An 18,535-nucleotide genomic window follows, 5' to 3' on the forward strand; every position below is an offset into this window, starting at 1 on the left:
AGTTGAAAGCAATGGTATTGCCCTCAGACACAGGCACTCTCAATAACAGCGACTGCGAACTAATTTACGCCCCGGGTTCCATTCAACCTCACGGCATCCTTTTGGTGCTGGAATCTCCGGCGTTGAAAATTTTGCAAGTTAGCAACAATACTTTTGAGGCGATGGGCCTTTACCCCGAACAACTTTTGGATCAATTTTTAGAGGAATTTGTCGAGATTGAGGAAATTGAGGCTATTGAAAAAGCTTTATTTGAAAACGACCAACAACGTAACGCGCTCAGATTATCATTCAAAAGTCAAGACCGCAAGTCTTTTTTTGAGGGGACGCTGCATCAATCAAATTCAGCATTAATTGTTGAACTAGAGTCGGTTGTTTCCCCAAAAACGAGCGATTGTTTCAATTGTTATAATTTAGTCCAAGAGCCGATCGACAAAATCCACAAAACACCAAACCTGCAAGTGCTGTGTCAGACAGCAGTTGAAGAAGTGCGGAGGATCATCGGTTTCGATCGAGCGATCGTCTATCAATTTGATGCCACCGGGGCGGGACAAGTTGTCGCCGAAGACAAAGTAGAAAGTTTGGCTCCTTTATTGGGACTGCACTATCCGGCTACCGATATCCCCGCCCAGGCAAGAAACCTCTTCCACATGAATTTAATTCGGTTTATTCCCGATATTAACTGTCAGCCTGTAGAACTAATTCCTCACTGCAATCCGCTGACGGGTCGCCCTTTAGATATGGGCGGTTCTTTGTTGAGAACCGTTTCTCCTTGCCACGTTCAATATCTCACAAATATGAACGTTGCCGCTAGCATGACCCTAACATTAATCAAAGATAAAAAACTCTGGGGATTGATCGCCTGTCACCACCCAACACGAAAGTATGTCAACTACGAAACAAGAACCGCTTGCGAACTGCTAGCCAAGTTTGTAAATCTAGAACTCAGCTACAAAAAAGATAGCGAAGACCGGGAATATGCAATTTATTTAAAAGCACTTTGCCAAAAATTTATCACGGAAATTTATCAAAAAAACTGCTTTGTAGAAGGTTTACTAACATACCGAGATGAATTGCTGGCTTTAGTGGGTGCTACTGGTGGAGTTGTGTGTGCAAATGAAAGTTTAACAACCATCGGGCAAACCCCGGAATTGGTAGAAATCGAAAACTTAATTGCTTGGATAAAAACTCAAATAAATAATGAGGTTTTTTATACAGATTCTCTCTCAAAACTGTATCCGCCCGCCGAGAAGTTTAAAGAAGTTGCTAGCGGTTTGCTGGTACTTGCCATGTCCGAGATGCAAAATTATTACATTTTGTGGTTCCGTCCCGAAGCACTTCAAACTGTCAACTGGGCAGGTCCACCAGAGGGGCAAATTGAACTTAAAGCGGATGGCAGCCGATTGATGTCTCCTCGCATTTCCTTTGAGTTGTGGCAAGAAACTGTGAGGTCAAAATCTTTGCCTTGGCAGCCGTGCGAAATCGAAATAGCCCGAGAACTTCGAGTTGCTATTACTAGCATTGAGTTGCGGAAAACCAATGAGCAACTCAGCTTAGCTTTGTCGGCTACCAAAATTGGATTTTGGGACTGGGACGTGCAGAAAAATCGCATAGTTTGGTCGAGGGAACACGAAGAGTTGTTTGGGTTGATCCCGGGCACTTTTGCCGGAACTTATCAAAGTTTTGCAGCTTGCGTTCACCCAGAAGATATAAAAAGTATGGAGAATGCTATAAATCAGGCGATCGCCCAGCGAGGAGATTACTGTCACGAAAAGCGCGTGGTTTGGCCCGACGGCAGCATTCACTGGATGGAGGGGAAAGGTAAGTTTTTTTACAACGAAGCAGGCGATGCAGTGCGGATGGTGGGGACTGTTACAGAAATTACCGATCGCAAAGCTAGAGAATTACAGTTGCGCCTGTTGGAATTAGTAGTCACCACCACTAACGACGCCGTGTTAATTACCGAAGCTGAACCGATTGAGGAACCGGGCCCGCGAATTCTTTATGTCAACCCAGCTTTCACGCGGATGACCGGCTATACCCTAGAAGAAGTTGTGGGCAAAACGCCGCGCATCTTGCAAGGACAAAAAACAGATCGCGCCAGTCTCCATCGAGTTCGGACAGCTTTGAAAACCTGGCAGCCGGTGCGGGTTGACTCGATCAATTACCGCAAAGACGGGACGGAATTTTGGGTAGAAATGAGCATTGTGCCGATAGCGGACAAAAATGGTGAGTTTACCCACTGGGTATCAGTGCACCGGGATATTAGCGATCGCAAATTTGCTGAAGCCGCCCTCCAACAGCTCAACGAACGGTTAGAAATGCGAGTTTTGCAGCGCACCAGAGAACTAGAAAGCTCTCAAGCAGAACTCCGGGAAAGCGAAGCTTTATTTCGCTCTCTGAGCGAGAGTTCCCCCGTGGGTATTTTCAAAATTGATACTGAGGGGAAATGTACCTATACAAATCCTCGCTGTCAAGCAATTGGTGGCTTCACACCAGCAGCAGCTTTAGGAAACGGCTGGATGCGGTTTGTTCACCGCGAAGACCTCAAACTAATTCTGTCTAAGTGGCCCCAATCGCAATCGCTAGATGGGGAATTTTCCTGCGAATTCCGCCACATCCAGCGAGACGGAACCATCCGGTTTTGTCGGCTTAAAACAGCTCCGATTTTTTCCGACAGAGATCAACTAATTGGTCACGTCGGCACAGTCACAGATATCACAGAAAGTCGGGCAATTGAAAAAATGAAAAATGAGTTTATTTCGATTGTCAGCCACGAACTGAGAACGCCGCTTGCCTCGATTCGCGGTTCTTTAGGTTTGCTGGCGGCTGGGGTACTGAAAAATAAACCGGAAACTGCCAAACAGATGTTAGAAATCGCTTCGAGCGATACCGAACGGTTAGTGCGTTTGGTAAACGATATTCTAGACTTAGAGCGGCTCGAATCAAGCCAAGTTATCCTCGTCAAGCAGTGGTGCGATGCCCAGGTTTTGATGCGGAAGTCTGCAGAATCTGTACTTTCTTTGGCTGCTGAAAATAACATTGATTTGTCGATTTTGCCCCAAACAGCAAAAATTTGGGCTGACCCCGACAGAATCGTTCAACTCCTGGTAAATTTGTTGAGCAATGCGATTAAATTCTCGGCTCCAGGGAGTACAGTAACTGTCCGGGTTGAAGATTTGGGCGATTCCCTACGGGATAGCTACGCTTCACGGGTTTTATTTGAAGTCAAAGATCGAGGGCGGGGGATTCCTGCTGATAAACTAGAAACTATCTTTGGACGGTTTCAACAGGTGGATGCTTCTGACTCCCGCCAAAAAGGAGGTACGGGTTTGGGTTTGGCTATCTGTCGCAGCATAGTACAGCAGCACGGGGGCAGAATTTGGGTCGAAAGTGTTCTCTCAGAAGGAAGCAGTTTCTATTTCACAGTGCCCGCACAGTTGGAAGGCGAAGGGGGAAAAAGTTTGGAGTTTTGAGATTGCTTTCATAAGACATCGCGAAAGCTAACGTTCCTCGCAACGCACGCGGGGAGAATGAGTTTGCAAGGGCTATATATCGATTTTTCTGTTCTCGGTTTAAGTAGGTGAGCGGCATAATATAGCAACCGCGCCCGACGATTAGGACGTTTTTAAGTGCTGAAACTCTTAATTTTATTGCTTCTTCTTTCTGCTATATCTGTCAAGAAACCCGGTTGAGGAGGCAGCGTGCGTAAGTCCTTTTTCGGTTTACCATGATTAATTTAAAATTTGAGTTTTAATTATGTCAGCAAAGCGCATTCTGGTAATCGATGATGAAAAAAACCTCTGCAGCGTGATTCAGGCGTGTCTGGAACATTTAGGCGGCTGGACGGTACTAAGCGCGCCCGACGGCAGTCAAGGATTGCTTTTAGCTGAAACTCAACTCCCTGACGCTATTCTGCTAGATGTGATGATGCCGGATATGGACGGACTTACTCTGTTTGGTTTGCTGCAAAACAATGCGGCTACTCGCGGGATTCCGGTGATTTTCCTGACGGCTAAGGTGCAGGCGATGGATTTGAGCGAATTTGCTGATTTGGGGGTAGCGGGGGTGATTGCAAAGCCTTTCGATCCTTTGAGTTTGGCACAGCAAGTGGCGGAAATTCTGGGTTGGGAACCGTTGCTTTAAACTCGGGTAAAATACATCGCAGATAGGATATCAAACTCGGCAGTTGAAACCGCTACTAGACAAACAAAGTCGGCCCAGGCCGACGGAAGAATCAAAGTGGCATTAAAGCCGGATGACGATCGAAAATCCTTTTTCTCATTCCTTTGATTCTTGCAAAAATCACGCACTTATGTTAATAAACCGGGTTTATGCGTCTAGGAAAGTTCTAGTTTTTCCTGCTATTTTCATAATTTCCTCATTTTTTTGATTTAGCTTTGAGATGGATCGGTGATTGGTTAATTTAAACTCTGATTCCCTAGAAGTTCTAGAGATGATCTCAGGGAGTCGGGGTTTTTTGTTACCTGCAAAGCCGATCGGCTAATACCATATTTACAGGCAGAATAACTCCTCCAGAAGTTACACAGGTTGGCCTCAAGAACGGTTTTTTTTAATCCGAGATCACAGATGCAGCCAAGTTTTTTGCTAAAAAACCCGGTTTCAGCCTGCTAATCCAAGATTTACGCAGAGTTCCCTCAGAAACCGGGTTTTTTAACCCAGGATCACAGATGCAGCCAAGTTTTTAGCTAAAAAACCCGGTTTTTGCCTAAGTGTTGTAATCCCTGCTTCGGCAAAAGTATATTTATCAAAAAAAATGATGGTCTTCATAATTTCCTCATATTTTTTAGATAAAGTTTACTCCTAGCTCTGGATCTAAAGGTCGATCGCACTCTCAGCACCATTCCGCTGCCAAAGAGCGAACCTGTTGTCAGGAGAGTTCGGGGCAGTGACGGTACTTTCGATTAACTCGTGCCACAGCACAACCAACCTAAATAAGTCAGGATCTAGGCCCTGCATACCAAACAAACCGGGTTTTATACCGGGAAAAACCGGGTTTCTGCGCCATTCCTCTAAGTGTTGGCAGGATAACTAAATGCTACAAAAATTAATAACTGAAGATGTGATTCGCGCTCTCGAATAACACCCCAAAAATAAGTCGGTCGTTTGAACAAGAGCCAAACTCGTAATTGCTACTAACAGGCAAGGCCAAGTCTCAGTAAGTTTTTGAAAGAGTGTGGAGATTTTTTAAATGTCTGATCAGCTATCTTATAAAGGTAACAAGCAGATTCTGTGCTATTACGCAAATGTTAGCAACCAAGTTCAGGTGGTTCGGATTGGGAACATTCCTAATTGGTACTTTGAAAGAGTGATGTTTCCGGGACAGCGACTGATGTTTGAAGCTGCTGCTGAAGCAGTCTTAGAAATTCACACTGGTACGGTGGCAAGTGCTATTTTATCGGACAAGATTCCCTGCTACGTGCTGCGGGTTATAGAAGAGGTAAGTTCCGAGTTCGAGCTGGTGATGACCGAAGAACGATGGGCGGTATTAGCCGGTTAAAATTCATGAGAAATCAGACGAGAGCGAGAACGGCCACAAAAAGATTAGTTAACGAGTGTTTGGGGACGGGGAAAATGCAGAAAAATCTTGTCAATATTACCTTAGCTGTAGTCACAGAGGAAGTAGAAATTATCTTGGAGTCTTATCCGAAGCACCCATACCAACAAGCTTTTTCGCCTTCGGGATTGCGACAGGATTTAATTGCTTATGTACTCAGCCGAGTTCCTAATAGATATACTGCGATCGACTCCGGCGAGTCTGCGTCAAACCAAACAGTTCAGGTTCGCTGTTCTTCAGAACAGTTGCTGCACATAGAAAATTTGATTCATACTGGCATTCGCGACGTGCTGCACAGCTATCAGAAGATAGATTACCGCGTTCCTGAAGAAGTTAAATTCGATTCCAGAGTTGCGAGTTGGTTGTGATAGTTTGTTGCAAATGAGGGAGACGCCGAGATTCTCGGCACTCTCGGTTGGGCGAGGTGGAATTGTGTACTGACCGAAAGCATCCAGGATACAAGCCCCCGGATTCATCCGTCCAGAAATAAAAAACCTGTATCCGATAAAGGCGCCCCCGAATTTATCCGTGGGGTCAATGCTTAAAGGGAGCATCTCACCTTTGCAGCCCTCCGCTAGAAATTGGAGTTTTGAGGCAGGAGGCAGGAGGCAGGAGGCAGAAGGAAAGAGGAAGAAGGAAAGAGGAAGAAGGAAGGAGCCAGAAGAAGGAAGGAGCCAGAAGAAGTATTTTTACAAATATGAGATGCTCCCTGCTAAAATCTAAAATCTAAAATCTAAAATCTAAAATCGATTGACTTGATGGTTCAAGACTTTTGGTAATCGCAGCAGCAGTTGCACGGGCCATTGGGATTGACAGCACAGCGCAGAATTTCCGATCGAGCATTAAAGCGACAGCTAGCATCTCCGATAACCCAGATGCCGCTTACAAAAGTTCTTTCCGTCGGCGGTGTGGCCGACTGCACGTACAGGGCAATTTTTTGCAGTCGGTAGCGGCCGGATTTGAGTTGATAGCGGTGGTGGCGTTCCAAAACAGCGTAGGTTTGTCCCTCTAAATCTACATAGTTCCCCGGTTGTGGCGTCCAATCCAGCCGCAGGCTACCTAAATATTGGCGGGGGTGAGAGAGAATCACCTCTACGGGTAAAGTATTTTGTTCCATGTGGCGGTGCGTTGGCGAACTGAACTAAAGGGGCAAATAGTTGACTCAACCTACATCTTGTTCATCTAGAAAGATAAGTTTTTATAGAGAGAGTAATTTAGGTTTAGGCGCTCAACTTAACTATATAACTTTTGGCGATCGAGGAATAGGCGACTTATCTTGGGATAGCCGACTCCATCCACTACGTTGGGCCTCACATCTTGCACCATTCTCAATTAGCCTTTTCTGAACAGGCTTTCCGGCCTGTTCCACAAGAAAATTTATCTTTTGGGGAACAGGCCGGAAAGCCTTTTCTTGAGAATGGTGCAAGATGTGAGTTCCACCCAACAGGCGAGGAAATAAACTTCAACTCGCTTGAGGTAACTAAAGTTCAGTTCGATTAGGTTGTATAAAGCAGTACAGGGTGATGGTATCGCAACTCGCAGGTTCGATCGATACGCGGTTGAGATTCCTCAACAGATTTTAACAACGGTTTGCAGGACTTGGGGTGCTTCGGGTGCGTTTGTAGTGAGGACTTCAGTCCTCTGATTTGTATGAGGACTGAAGTCCTCACTACAAATAAAACCGATTTTTTGGCAATCAAAATTCCCAAAAATATGCCATTCCTTCCATGATTCCCCAAGCGCAAGCAGAACCAGCTAAATAATGATTTTCAGTGCCGCATTCGCGATGCCATTTTAAGAGTTCTGATAGAGCATTAGCGACGATTACTCCCCGGACATCCTGTTCAAACATACTGATATCATTGCCAGAATCACCGCAAACTAATGTTGCCTCTGATGGAATTTGTAGGCGTTTTTGTAAATAAGTAAGGGCATTGCCTTTATTGCTAGTTTGCGGTAAAAGATCCACATCGCTATTGCTGCTAAAAATGATTTGAGCTGGCAGTCCCGATTCAGTTAACTTTTCCTGCAAAGCCTGGACAGTCGAGCTATTTTCTGCTGCTGGTTCCAGACTATAACTGATTTTCCAAGGATTTTGTTCTTTTGGGGATTGGGGTTTAAGCTGGGAAAACTGCTGAGCTAAAGAGGCGATCGCCATTTTATCCCAGCCTTGAGAAAGATATTCCGCCCAATCTAAATCGAGGGTTCCGTCTTTGTAAATTTCACTGCCTACACCTGCGATCAAATAGTCCGGTGCTAGCAGTTGCTTTTGGGCAATTAATTCGCAAGTTGAAGCATAAGAACGCCCGGTAGCGTAAACCAAACAAATTTGCGATCGCTGTGATTGCAAGCGCTGGTTTAAAACTTGAGTTGCTTCGTCATCTCCGACTAGCGTGTTGTCTAAATCTGTAACTAATAAAAACTTCATTTGGGGAATTAGTCAGGAGTCAGTAGTCATCAGTGATTAGTGATTGGGAATCGCTCGCTTCCTAAAATAATTTTAACTATTTATAAGAATTTGTTAAACCCACTACATTTATAAGCAAGCTTATCGGTTAACATTGGCCAGATTTAATTTTCCACAAGTGGTGTGAGTTTTATGGTGAATAATGCAACCTCGGTTAAAGCTTTTTGGCTGTCTTTCTTGATTTCTGGTGCGGCAGTGCCTTTGGGGCCGATCTCCGCAACAGCTCAAATTCAGGATACCTCAACTCCAGAAGTTGCGCTAGAAGCGAGTGCCGTCCCTACGGCTAACCCAGACGCAGCGCTGGCAGCAGGTAAGATTGAGATATCGCAGTTAGCGGCGATTACCGCAGAGACTAACTCCGCAGTCGATCGCGCTTTACCCGAAACAGATATAGCATGGGTGAATCGCGCTTTACCCGAAACAGATGCAGCAACAGTCGATCGTGCTTTACCCGAAACAGATATAGCAACAGTCGATCGTGCTTTACCCGACACAGATGCAGCAACAGTCGATCGCGCTTTACCCGAAACAGATATAGCATGGGTGAATCGCGCTTTACCCCAAACAGATGCAGCAACAGTCGATCGCGCTTTACCCCAAACAGATATAGCAACAGTCGATCGTGCTTTACCCGAAACAGATGCAGCAACAGTCGATCGCGCTTTACCTCAAACAGATATAGCCACAGTCGATCGCGCTTTACCTCAAACAGATATAGCCACAGTCGATCGCGCTTTACCTCAAACAGATATAGCATGGGTGAATCGTGCTTTACCCAAACAAGATATAGCAACAGTCGATCGTGCAACAACCACCCCAGAAATAACGGAGGCAATTCGCGAATTGCCTCCACAGAAGTTAGAAATTGCAAACTCTCCTCAGTCTCAACAAGTTGCTGAAGCCAGCAAAGTTGCCGACATCAGCAGCGAGACAGGCACCGCTGATGACCTCAGCATACAAGAAGACGCAGCACAAGTCACTTCTGTTTCCCAACTCTCCGACGTGCGGCCGACAGATTGGGCTTTTCAAGCCTTGCAATCCCTAGTAGAAAGATACGGCTGCATTGCGGGATATCCAGACGGCACATTCCGAGGCAATCGCGCAATGACTCGGTATGAATTCGCCGCCGGATTAAACGCTTGCTTAGACCAAATTACCAAACAACTTGGCGGTTCTACTGGTAATCTAGTCAAGCGAGAAGATTTACTTGCTTTGCAAAGATTGCAAGAAGAATTTGCAGCAGAATTAGCTACATTGCGCGGTCGAGTAGATGCTTTAGAAGCCCGCACGGCCGAATTGGAGGCCAACCAATTTTCAACTACTACTAAACTCAACGGATTTGCTTGGTTTAATCTGAGTGGAGCTTTTGCGGGCGAGGGAGTCCGAGTTGAAGCAATAGATGGAAATGCTGCTCCGCTCGATCGAGTAGCCGGACGCGATCCTGTCACCAACAGACCGATCGTGCAGAGAGTGGACGACCCAGAAATTGCTTTCAGCCACTTAATTTGGTTAACCCTCACTACTTCTTTTACAGGCAAAGACCAATTGGTTACACAGCTAGCTGTAGGTAACGGAAATTCACCAGCAAATCAGTATACTTCTCCGGGTCTTTTTAATACCTTTGGCACTCCTTTTCTCGACCAGACTGCTGGGGTGAATCCCAATGAAGTTATCCTGCGAGAACTTTATTATCAGTTCCCGGTTAGCAACAGGTTGCAATTAGTAATCGGCCCGAGAATTAATTTTTACCGCTACTTTGACAACAATAATTTTAGCTTTTTCGTGGACGGTGCGAGCAGTTTTAATTCTAACAATAGCACTTTGTTAACTGCTACCAAACGCGGCGCAGGTGCTTTGGCTTTGTGGGATATCAGCCGCCGATTGAAACTGCGTTTAGGCTATTTGGGCGAGAGTATGGAATTTTTGCCCAGTTCGGTGTTTAATTCCGCTTCCAATCCGTCTCAAGGCTTGTTTGGTGGGACAAATACGAGTACCGCCGAACTAACATTCAGTCCGAGCGATCGGGCAAATTTGCGGTTTTTGTACAGCCGTTCCAACATCCAGCAAATTGGCGGGCTAATCGGAGCACCGAATGGCAGGCCCCTTAACGGTTTGGCAGATGACGGTTTCGGTGGCCGTCTCGGCAATGCTACTGCCAATACTTATAGCTTTAATTTCGATTGGTCGCTCAGCCGCCGTTTCGGTCTTTTCGGCCGCTACGGCTACGCCGAAACCAATATATTTCCCAAGACTGACCGACCCGACGGCACGATCAAAACTCAATCTTATATGTTAGGATTTGCACTTCCTGATTTATTCAAAAAAGGAGCTGTGTTTACAGCCTCATTTTTAGTACCTTTTGACATTACTGGCGGTCGGAGGTTTCTGGTTTCGGGCGGGGGAAATGGTGGCAACCAGTACGAAATTGAAGCCACTTATTATTTGCCTGTCACCGAGAATATTTCGCTCGTACCGGCATTTTATGCGATCTGGAATGCTAATAATTTCGATAACAACCCGACAATTTTTGTGGGGAATTTGCGGACTCAGTTTAGTTTTTAATTTCCAGAATAAATAGATACCGTATGGTGCGTCGCTACCCTCCCATCTGCAATTAAAATAGAAAATCTGGTAGCGACGCACCATACAAGATACCCACGTTGCAGCCAAAAGAAACCGGGTTTTTCCAAAAAACGCGGTTTCTGGATATCGTACTGCGTCCAGGACTGTTCCTGATTCCTTCTACGGGAGCATCTCACTTTTGCAGCAAAGCTCGAAATTGGAATTAGGAGTCAGGAGTCAGGAGCCAGGAGAAAAGAGTCATAAGGAAGAAGAAAGAAGTGTTTTTGCAAATATGAGATGCTCCCCCTTCTACTTAATTGGAATTTCGATGATAAATTCAGTACCTTTACCGGGTTCGGAGAGGCACTGCAATTTGCCGTTGTGTTTTTCAACGACAATTTGGTGCGAAATTGATAAACCCAAACCTGTGCCTTTACCTACGGGTTTTGTGGTAAAAAACGGGTCAAATAAACGAACAATCTGATCTTCGGGAATGCCCTGACCGTTGTCTTTAATCCGAATTAAAATGCACTTGTCATCAATCGTTTCAGTTTGAATGGTAATAGTAGGAAAGATAGTATTTCCGGTGTCTTGTGCTTGGCAGCAGCTTTCTTCCAAGGCGTCGATCGCATTTGCCAATACATTCATAAATACCTGATTTAAGAGTCCGGGATGACAGTTTATTTGGGGCAGTTCTCCGTATTCTTTAATCACTTTAATGCCCTGCCAGTTGGCCTTGGCTTTCAGCCGGGTGTTCAACATTAACAAGGTACTTTCTAAACCTTCGTGAATGTCGGCAGTCTTGATTTTCGCTTCGTCCGCCCGCGAGAAATTTCGGAGAGTTTGAATAATTTCTACAATGCGCTCGCATCCGGTCTGCATCGAATTGAGCAATTTGGGCAGGTCTTCTGCTAGAAATTCTAAGTCTATATCATCGGCTTGTTGCTGAAGTTTTGCTGGGGGATTTGGGTACTCTTCTTGATAGACTTGCACGATTTCTAACAAGTCGAGAACGTAGCCTCGGACGTGGCAGAGGTTGCCGGCGACAAAGCCAACTGGGTTGTTAATTTCGTGGGCAATTCCTGCTAACACCTGTCCGAGGGAAGACATTTTTTCGGTTTGTACTAACTGCATTTGAGTTTGCTGCAAGTCGCTCAAAGCGGTTTGCAATTCTTGGGATTTTTGCCGATCGCGATCGGCGGCGGCGGCCCGTTCTTCCTCAACTCCGATCGCCCCGGCAATAATTCCGATCAGCTTGCAGTCGGCTTCTGTGGGCGCGATCGACTCAGTGTTGACAACGCACACCGCACCCACGTAATCGTCGCCCCGCCGCACTGCTTGTCCCAGATAGCTTCGCAGTTGGTAGCGGATGACAGCGGGATCGGTTTGGGCGTAGATCGTGTTCTGCAAATCAGGAATGGCAACAGCCCGATCGCTTCCTTTGCTGCATACGTCGGTGCAGATGTGGCCCTCGGCGCGATCGACTAGCGGGTAGTCCGGCGGCGCTTGCCAAGTCCCGATCGCGCGCAGCAGACCGTCACCGACGCGGCTGTAGATGGCGCAGCTTCCGCCCAAAAGCTCGCCGGCTAAGGATGTCAGGCGCTGGATGTTATCAGTGGCGTCGGTGGTGAATCCCAAAAAGCACTCGTTGATTTTGCTGAGGCGGTACTCTGCTTGCCTGCGCGCCGTCATGTCGCGGGAGTTGATCACAATTCCTTTCACAGCGGGGTCTGCTAGCAAGTTGATGCCGACACCTTCGAGAAAACACCAAGAACCGTCAGCGCGCCGGAACCGACCTTCTAGGGCGATCGGATCGCCTGGATTTGCGATCAGTTTTTCGCCGTCGGACATCACCGAGGGCAGGTCGTCAGGGTGGATCAAATCGAGAGCAATTTGACCGGCGACTTCATCGGGTTCGTAGCCTAAAACTCTTTCTACAGAAGGGCTTTCGTAAACAATGCGACCGCTGGCGTCGAGAATAGTAATGATGTCGGAACTGTTGAGAATTAGCGATCGCCACTTAGCCTCATTTTGGAACAAAGCTGACTCGGCTTGTTTGCGATCGGTAATATCCTCTACCATTTGCAAAATAAACTGTGGCGTTCCCTGACTGCTGTCGATGACAGAGGCGCTGAGGCGTCCCCACCTGATGCTGCCGTCTTGGCGGAGGTAGCGCTTCTCGATTTGGTAAGCTTCGCGGGAGCCCGCGACCAACTGTTGGCGCAACTCGCGCGAAGTTGGTGCGTCTTCCGGGTGCGCGCAGTCGTCGAGGCCGACACCCCGCAGTTGAGCTTCCGAGCTCCCCAGCATAGCTTGAAATGCCGGATTAGTGGCGATCGCAACACCTTCGAGGGTAGCGACTACCATGCCGATCGCAGCGCGTTCAAAAATTGCCCGAAACCGCTGTTCGCTGTCTCGCAAAGCTGCATCCGCTTCCACTTCCTGCGTGATGTCCCGCCCCGCCACTGCCAAACCTTTGCGCGAACCGTCGGGGTTGAACAGTGGCACTTTCCGCACTTCAAACAAATTGCTGCCGCCTGTGGGCAAGGAAACAATTTGGCGGCTGGAGGTAAGAGTACCTGCTTGCCAGGTGGTTTCGTCGGTTTCCTGCCAAGTTAGCAGGATTTCTCTAACTCTCGGATCGGCGGCGGCAGCGAGTTCGGCAGTAGTTTTACCCTGGTAGTCTGCGGTTTCCCAGCCCAAAAGTTGGAGGGCGCAGTCGTTGGCAATCAGCCAGCGCCCCTCGCTGTCTGTGAGGTTAATCGCGTCGGGGACGGCGTTGATCGCGGTTTTGAGCCAGTATTCTTGATTTCGCAGGGCTGCTTCGGCGCGCTTGCGATCGGCGATTTCGGCGACGGTTCCTTCGTAGTAAAGGAGTTCGCCGTTTTCGTCGCGAACTTCGCGCACGTTTTCCGAGATCCAGGTAGTGCTGCCGTCTTTGCGCCGGACGCAGGACTCAAACTCTTTCAGGGAGCCGTTTTTGCTGATTTCTGCCATGAAGGAAGCGCGACGGGTGCGATCGGTGTAAAGGTTTTTCGCCGAACATTTTGCGATGAGTTCTGACGGGGAATCGTAGCCGTACATTCGGGCGAGTGCCTGGTTGGCGCTGAGGTAGCCCCCGTCTGGGGCGGTTTGAAATATTCCTTCGGTGGCGTTTTCAAAGATGCTGCGGTATTTTGCCTCGGCTTGTTTGAGGGCTTCTTCTGCTTGTTTACGATCGGTGATATCAGATTGGACGCCGATGAAGTGGGTAACGAGTCCGCTGCTGTCGCGCACCGGCGAGATGGTGAGTTCGTTCCAGAAGGCGGTGCCGTCTTTGCGGTAGTTTTTCAGAACTACTTTGCAGTCATGCTGTTCTTTCAGGGCCACGCGGATTTGATCGACGGCAGCGCCATCGGTATCCGGGCCTTGCAGGAAGCGGCAATTCTGCCCGATTATTTCGCTGCGATTGTAGCCTGTAATCCGCTCGAAAGCCCCGTTACAGTAGACTATAGGCTTGTCCGGCCGGGTAGCGTCCGCGATCGCGATGCCGTTGCTGGTAGCTGCCAGGGCGCGATCGTACAGCCTCCAGACTTCTTCTATTAAATTCGGTGTGCCGCCAGTACGAGTCGGCGATAGCGTTTCAGAAGGAATGCTTATATCTATCTGCATGAGTTTCTATAAATTGAGTTTATTGTAGATACCGACTGCCAGCACACCCTAGATTTTAACAAAATTGTCTGTTTTCCGAAGGCTGAAGTTAAAAGGCTATCATGCAGAATTTTGGCGGTAAATTCTACATAAAAAAAATCTGGCTTACCTCGTTTTTTTTTCCTTCTGCCTTCTGCCTTGTGCCTTCTACCTTCAAAGGAATCCTAGTTGTTAATTTATAATAGTTGTTCCCGCGATAACTCTATCTCTGGTATAGTTTACTTGGCAGATTTTGGGCTACTTACAAGTTCGGTTATTTATTTTTGCACTTAAATAAAACCTACCTCATCCGGCTCTAGTAAAAAAAATAATTAAATACTTTATAGTTAAATGAGTCAAACTCTTCTCTAAAACAAACCGAGGAAAAATTAATTTTGAACGAACACAGCAAGTTCTGAAATATCGTCGATCGCGAAAGTCGGTTCTAGGGCAAGACACTGAGCGCGATCGCCATATCCGTAAGCCGCCCAACAAACATCTATCCCAGCATTTTTAGCAAACAGCAAATCAATCGCTGTATCGCCAACCATTAAAATTTGACTGTTATCCAACTCCGGGAACAGCGGTTTAATAATCGAGTGAAAAACAGTCGGGTTTGGTTTCATAATTATTTCTCCGTTGTCACCTAAAATTAAATCAAACAAACTGTGAATTTTCAGTTTTTGCAGTAACAAATCAACAAAACTAACGTGTTTATTGCTGAAAACTCCCAGGCTCAATCCCGACTGACGCGCCAACTGCAACACTTGCTTTGTCCCGGTAAATAACTCTACCTGCTTTTCACCTTCCGTCCGATAATAAGAGCGGTAAGTTTCAACCCATTCAGGAATTGCGCTTTCCGCGATCGCCGGATGGAGGATTTTAAAACTATTTGGTAAATTGATGCCGATCGTACCTATAATAGTATCAGCAGCAGGCGGGGTAATATTGAAACTTTCAAAAGTTTTGGTAAAGCAAAATACAATAGCTTTGTGAGTAATTGCCAAAGTGCCGTCGAAGTCGAAAATAATTAACTTGTACTGACTCATATTTCTGAAAATTTTCTATATAGCAATCGGAGGTTTCCAATGACCTAATAGCATAATTAATCTCTGATTCCCCAATGATACAGCATATTCCATGTATGTGCGGTACACACAATCTTGTAGTAAGTAAGGTGCGTCGCCACCAACAATCTCCAAGTTCCATTTAAAAGGTCGCAGCGACGCACCCTACATATTAAAATCACTATATAGCAATCGGAGGTTTGCCACGACATAATAGCATAATTAATCTCTAAGTCACTAATTATAAGTATAATCTTTAAACATTCAAGAGGTCAACATGAGTGTCACCGAAAAACCCGAACTTTTAGTAACAGATTTTACAGATTTCCCAGACCACACTCAATTACCCGACTCCGACGGTACTTTTGTGAAAAACTTTCAAGAACACCCTCAAAGCATCCTGTTAACAACATCAATTAGACCAATTTTAGACCAAGTTCATCCCGACGGGCAATACTGCATCGGTCAAGATTCCGGTATTTATTGGCGGGTAGCCCAACCCCCGGAACCGCCAGAAAGAGGAGCCGAAGCACCTGATTGGTTTTACGTGCCAGACGTGCCGCCAACTCTTGACGGAAATCTGCGTCGCTCCTATGTAATGTGGCGGGAATTAATTCCGCCTCTGATTGTACTTGAATTTGTTTCTGGTGATGGCAGTGAAGAAAGAGATAGGACTCCTCGCCAGGGCAAATTCTGGATTTACGAGCGGATAATTCGGCCTGCTTTTTACGGCATTTATGAAGTCACCAAAGCACAAGTTGAAGTGTATCATTTGGTAGAGGATCGCTTCGAGTTAGTCCCACAAAATCAGCGCGGACATTACCCGATCGCACAAATAGGAGTGGAATTAGGCATTTGGCAAGGGGTTTATCAGGGGGTAGAACTGCCTTGGCTGCGCTGGTGGGATGCTTCCGGGAATTTGCTGCCGGCGGCCGAGGAACGGGCAGAACAAGCCGAATTAGTGGCAGAACGAGAACGACAAAGGCGCATAGAAGCTGAGTTGCGAATTCAAGCTTTGGAAGCGCGTTTGCGAGAGTTAGAAGGCGAGTAATTCGATTTTAGATTTGAGATTTTAGATGTTAGATTGGGGATGACTGATGATTATCGGGATTGGGTTCTTCCTAAGTCATTGGCAATTCTTCAATTCTTTAATCAAAAATCTAAATTCCCATCAGTCGCAGGTTCCGGTAGGGACACGGCAATTCAGTGTCCCTAGGAATATCATGTGCGGTAAAAACCCGATCGCCTAGCAGCCTCCTCAGAAACGATATAAACATTCATCGGTTATTATCAAAAATTTGCGTATATTAACTTAAGCATTGCATCACTTTTTGTGTAAGTCCTATGGCACTAATTGTTCAGAAATATGGCGGAACCTCGGTTGGTACAGTCGATCGCATTTTGGAAGTAGCCCGACGAGTTGTAAAAACAGCACAGCTCGGCAACTCTCTGGTTGTCGTACTTTCAGCGATGGGCAAAACCACCGACGGTTTAGTTAAACTCGCCAAGGAAATTTCCCCAAATCCCAACAAGCGGGAAATGGATATGTTGCTCTCCACTGGGGAACAAGTCTCGATCGCACTTTTGAGCATGGCATTGCAGGAAATGGGACAGCCCGCCATTTCCCTCACCGGCGCCCAAGTCGGCATTGTCACCGAAGCCGCCCACACCCGCGCCCGAATTTTGCGAATCGATCCCAATCGGCTTGAAAGCCAGTTAAAAAGCGGTAAAGTCGTTGTGGTTGCGGGGTTCCAAGGTATCGCCGATGCCGGAGAATTGGAAATTACCACCTTGGGGCGTGGCGGTTCCGACACCACAGCAGTCGCCCTCGCTGCAGCGCTGCGGGCCGACAGGTGCGAAATTTATACCGACGTGCCCGGAATTCTGACTACAGATCCGCGCTTGGTTGCCGACGCGCAATTGATGGACGAAATCACTTGCGACGAAATGCTGGAATTGGCGAGTTTGGGCGCAAAAGTCCTCCACCCGCGCGCGGTAGAAATTGCCAAGAATTACGGCGTGCCCCTAGTAGTGCTTTCTAGCTGGAGTGACGCCCCCGGTACCCGTGTAGTGTCCCCACCCCCGCAACCCCGGCCTTTGGAGGGCTTGGAGCTCGCAAAAGCCGTCGATGCGGTGGAATTTGACTTGGATCAGGCGGGGGTGTCGCTACTGCGTTTGCCCGATCGCCCCGGCGTAGCAGCGCGGTTGTTTGGTGCGATCGCGCAACAAAACCTCGATGTAGACTTAATTATTCAGTCAATTCATGAAGGAAATACTAACGATATTGCCTTCACCGTGACGCGAAAATCTCTGCAACAAGCTACTGCCGTTGCAGATGCAATTATCCCCGCCCTCGGCAAGAATTCTCGCCCAGAATTGGGAGAACCGGAAGTGAAAGCAGAAGAGCGGCCAATAGCTAAAGTTAGCATTGCGGGTGCGGGAATGATCGGTCGTCCGAGGGTAGCGGCGCAGATGTTTAAGACTTTAGCGGATGCGGGAATTAACATTCAAATGATTTCTACATCCGAGGTTAAAGTTAGTTGTGCGATCGATGCCGAAGATTGCGATCGGGCTGTTGCCGAACTCTGCAAAGCATTTGATGTCGCCAACTCCCCTGTTGGGCTGCGTTCATCATCCCACAAACCGCCCGCAGTCCGCGCCGTTGCGTTGGATCTCAATCAAGCGCGTCTAGCAATTCGCCAATTGCCCGATCGCCCCGGAGTAGCAGCAAAACTGTTCGGACTTTTAGCCGAGGAAAATATCAGCGTAGACACGATCATTCAGTCGCAGCGCTGCCACAATATCGACGGCATCTTAACTCGCGACATTGCATTTACCGTCGCACAAATTGACGCCGAAGCTGCTAAAATAGTCCTCGAAAAAGCCGCCCCAGAATTCGGATGGGGGGAAGTAGTAGTCGATACACAAATTGCCAAAGTTAGCGTTGTCGGTTCCGGGATGGTAGCGCATCCGGGAGTAGCGGCAAAGATGTTTGAAGCGCTTTCCCGGCAGCAAATCAACATTCAAATGATTGCCACTTCCGAGATTAAAATTAGCTGCGTTGTGGATGAAGAGCAAGCCGTAACTGCTTTGAAGGCTATTCACGCAGCCTTTGAACTTGCCGGCACTGAAAGAATCCAAGTTCCAGCTTAATACTTGTTTGCAGTCGGGATGAAGAGTCCTAATAATGTAGGG

Annotated in this window: 13 protein-coding genes; 8 read left to right on the forward strand and 5 right to left on the reverse strand. The window is 47.2% G+C overall.

Features of this window, described 5'->3' with window-relative positions; translation table 11 throughout:
* The first annotated feature begins 11 nt into the window (after nt 1-11).
* Nucleotides 12-3,473 (forward strand): PAS domain S-box protein, encoded by a 3,462-nt coding sequence (locus QUB04_RS04185; RefSeq protein ID WP_333281439.1) that lies wholly within the window; start codon nt 12-14, stop codon nt 3,471-3,473.
* A 283-nt stretch (nt 3,474-3,756) separates the two neighbouring features.
* Complete coding sequence (locus QUB04_RS04190) at nt 3,757-4,143, forward strand: response regulator (protein WP_333106528.1); 387 nt, start codon at nt 3,757-3,759, stop codon at nt 4,141-4,143.
* Between the two features lie 690 nt (nt 4,144-4,833).
* Here the strand turns inward: QUB04_RS04190 and QUB04_RS04195 are convergent.
* Complete coding sequence (locus QUB04_RS04195; RefSeq protein ID WP_333281442.1) at nt 4,834-4,977, reverse strand: hypothetical protein; 144 nt, start codon at nt 4,975-4,977, stop codon at nt 4,834-4,836.
* Between the two features lie 232 nt (nt 4,978-5,209).
* Between QUB04_RS04195 and QUB04_RS04200 the strand changes: the two genes are divergently transcribed.
* From QUB04_RS04200 to QUB04_RS04210, 3 genes are all read left to right on the forward strand, one after another.
* Entirely contained in the window at nt 5,210-5,518 is a 309-nt protein-coding gene (locus QUB04_RS04200; protein WP_333281445.1) for a DUF1830 domain-containing protein, read from the forward strand.
* 74 nt (nt 5,519-5,592) lie between these two features.
* The gene (locus QUB04_RS04205) at nt 5,593-5,943 is read left to right on the forward strand and encodes a late competence development ComFB family protein (RefSeq protein ID WP_333281448.1); all 351 of its coding nucleotides are present in this window, start codon (nt 5,593-5,595) and stop codon (nt 5,941-5,943) included.
* A 169-nt stretch (nt 5,944-6,112) separates the two neighbouring features.
* Nucleotides 6,113-6,298 (forward strand): hypothetical protein, encoded by a 186-nt coding sequence (locus QUB04_RS04210; protein WP_333106532.1) that lies wholly within the window; start codon nt 6,113-6,115, stop codon nt 6,296-6,298.
* Nucleotides 6,299-6,338: 40 nt separating this feature from the next.
* Here QUB04_RS04210 and QUB04_RS04215 read toward each other — a convergent pair whose 3' ends face one another.
* Together QUB04_RS04215 and QUB04_RS04220 are read right to left on the reverse strand one after the other, a co-directional pair.
* Nucleotides 6,339-6,692, reverse strand: coding sequence for a DUF6464 family protein (locus tag QUB04_RS04215; protein ID WP_333106534.1), 354 nt, complete (start codon nt 6,690-6,692; stop codon nt 6,339-6,341).
* A gap of 579 nt (nt 6,693-7,271) precedes the next feature.
* Nucleotides 7,272-8,003, reverse strand: coding sequence for a sucrose-phosphate phosphatase (locus QUB04_RS04220; protein ID WP_333281451.1), 732 nt, complete (start codon nt 8,001-8,003; stop codon nt 7,272-7,274).
* A gap of 171 nt (nt 8,004-8,174) precedes the next feature.
* Here QUB04_RS04220 and QUB04_RS04225 point away from each other — a divergent pair, with 171 nt between their 5' ends.
* Entirely contained in the window at nt 8,175-10,604 is a 2,430-nt protein-coding gene (locus tag QUB04_RS04225) for an iron uptake porin (protein WP_333281454.1), read from the forward strand.
* A 309-nt stretch (nt 10,605-10,913) separates the two neighbouring features.
* Here QUB04_RS04225 and QUB04_RS04230 read toward each other — a convergent pair whose 3' ends face one another.
* Together QUB04_RS04230 and QUB04_RS04235 are read right to left on the reverse strand one after the other, a co-directional pair.
* Nucleotides 10,914-14,255: a PAS domain S-box protein gene (locus QUB04_RS04230; protein ID WP_333281457.1), complete on the reverse strand. Its 3,342-nt coding sequence runs from the start codon at nt 14,253-14,255 to the stop codon at nt 10,914-10,916.
* Between the two features lie 407 nt (nt 14,256-14,662).
* Nucleotides 14,663-15,322, reverse strand: coding sequence for an HAD family hydrolase (locus QUB04_RS04235; protein WP_333281460.1), 660 nt, complete (start codon nt 15,320-15,322; stop codon nt 14,663-14,665).
* Nucleotides 15,323-15,617: 295 nt separating this feature from the next.
* Here QUB04_RS04235 and QUB04_RS04240 point away from each other — a divergent pair, with 295 nt between their 5' ends.
* Both QUB04_RS04240 and QUB04_RS04245 read left to right on the forward strand, forming a co-directional pair.
* A complete protein-coding gene (locus QUB04_RS04240; RefSeq protein ID WP_333281463.1) occupies nt 15,618-16,391 on the forward strand; it encodes a Uma2 family endonuclease in 774 nt (257 codons plus the stop codon).
* A 293-nt stretch (nt 16,392-16,684) separates the two neighbouring features.
* A complete protein-coding gene (locus tag QUB04_RS04245) occupies nt 16,685-18,493 on the forward strand; it encodes an aspartate kinase (RefSeq protein WP_333281466.1) in 1,809 nt (602 codons plus the stop codon).
* Nucleotides 18,494-18,535 lie beyond the last annotated feature (42 nt).

The organism is Microcoleus sp. D2_18a_B4 (assembly GCF_036702475.1).
GTDB lineage: Bacteria > Cyanobacteriota > Cyanobacteriia > Cyanobacteriales > Microcoleaceae > Microcoleus.

Bases quoted from the DNA above. Each gene is read 5' to 3' on its own strand.
- QUB04_RS04185 (WP_333281439.1), top strand. From the start codon at position 12: ATGGTATTGCCCTCAGACACAGGCACTCTCAATAACAGCGACTGCGAA.
- QUB04_RS04190 (WP_333106528.1), top strand. From the start codon at position 3,757: ATGTCAGCAAAGCGCATTCTGGTAATCGATGATGAAAAAAACCTCTGC.
- QUB04_RS04195 (WP_333281442.1), bottom strand. From the start codon at position 4,977: ATGCAGGGCCTAGATCCTGACTTATTTAGGTTGGTTGTGCTGTGGCAC.
- QUB04_RS04200 (WP_333281445.1), top strand. From the start codon at position 5,210: ATGTCTGATCAGCTATCTTATAAAGGTAACAAGCAGATTCTGTGCTAT.
- QUB04_RS04205 (WP_333281448.1), top strand. From the start codon at position 5,593: ATGCAGAAAAATCTTGTCAATATTACCTTAGCTGTAGTCACAGAGGAA.
- QUB04_RS04210 (WP_333106532.1), top strand. From the start codon at position 6,113: ATGCTTAAAGGGAGCATCTCACCTTTGCAGCCCTCCGCTAGAAATTGG.
- QUB04_RS04215 (WP_333106534.1), bottom strand. From the start codon at position 6,692: ATGGAACAAAATACTTTACCCGTAGAGGTGATTCTCTCTCACCCCCGC.
- QUB04_RS04220 (WP_333281451.1), bottom strand. From the start codon at position 8,003: ATGAAGTTTTTATTAGTTACAGATTTAGACAACACGCTAGTCGGAGAT.
- QUB04_RS04225 (WP_333281454.1), top strand. From the start codon at position 8,175: ATGGTGAATAATGCAACCTCGGTTAAAGCTTTTTGGCTGTCTTTCTTG.
- QUB04_RS04230 (WP_333281457.1), bottom strand. From the start codon at position 14,255: ATGCAGATAGATATAAGCATTCCTTCTGAAACGCTATCGCCGACTCGT.
- QUB04_RS04235 (WP_333281460.1), bottom strand. From the start codon at position 15,322: ATGAGTCAGTACAAGTTAATTATTTTCGACTTCGACGGCACTTTGGCA.
- QUB04_RS04240 (WP_333281463.1), top strand. From the start codon at position 15,618: ATGAGTGTCACCGAAAAACCCGAACTTTTAGTAACAGATTTTACAGAT.
- QUB04_RS04245 (WP_333281466.1), top strand. From the start codon at position 16,685: ATGGCACTAATTGTTCAGAAATATGGCGGAACCTCGGTTGGTACAGTC.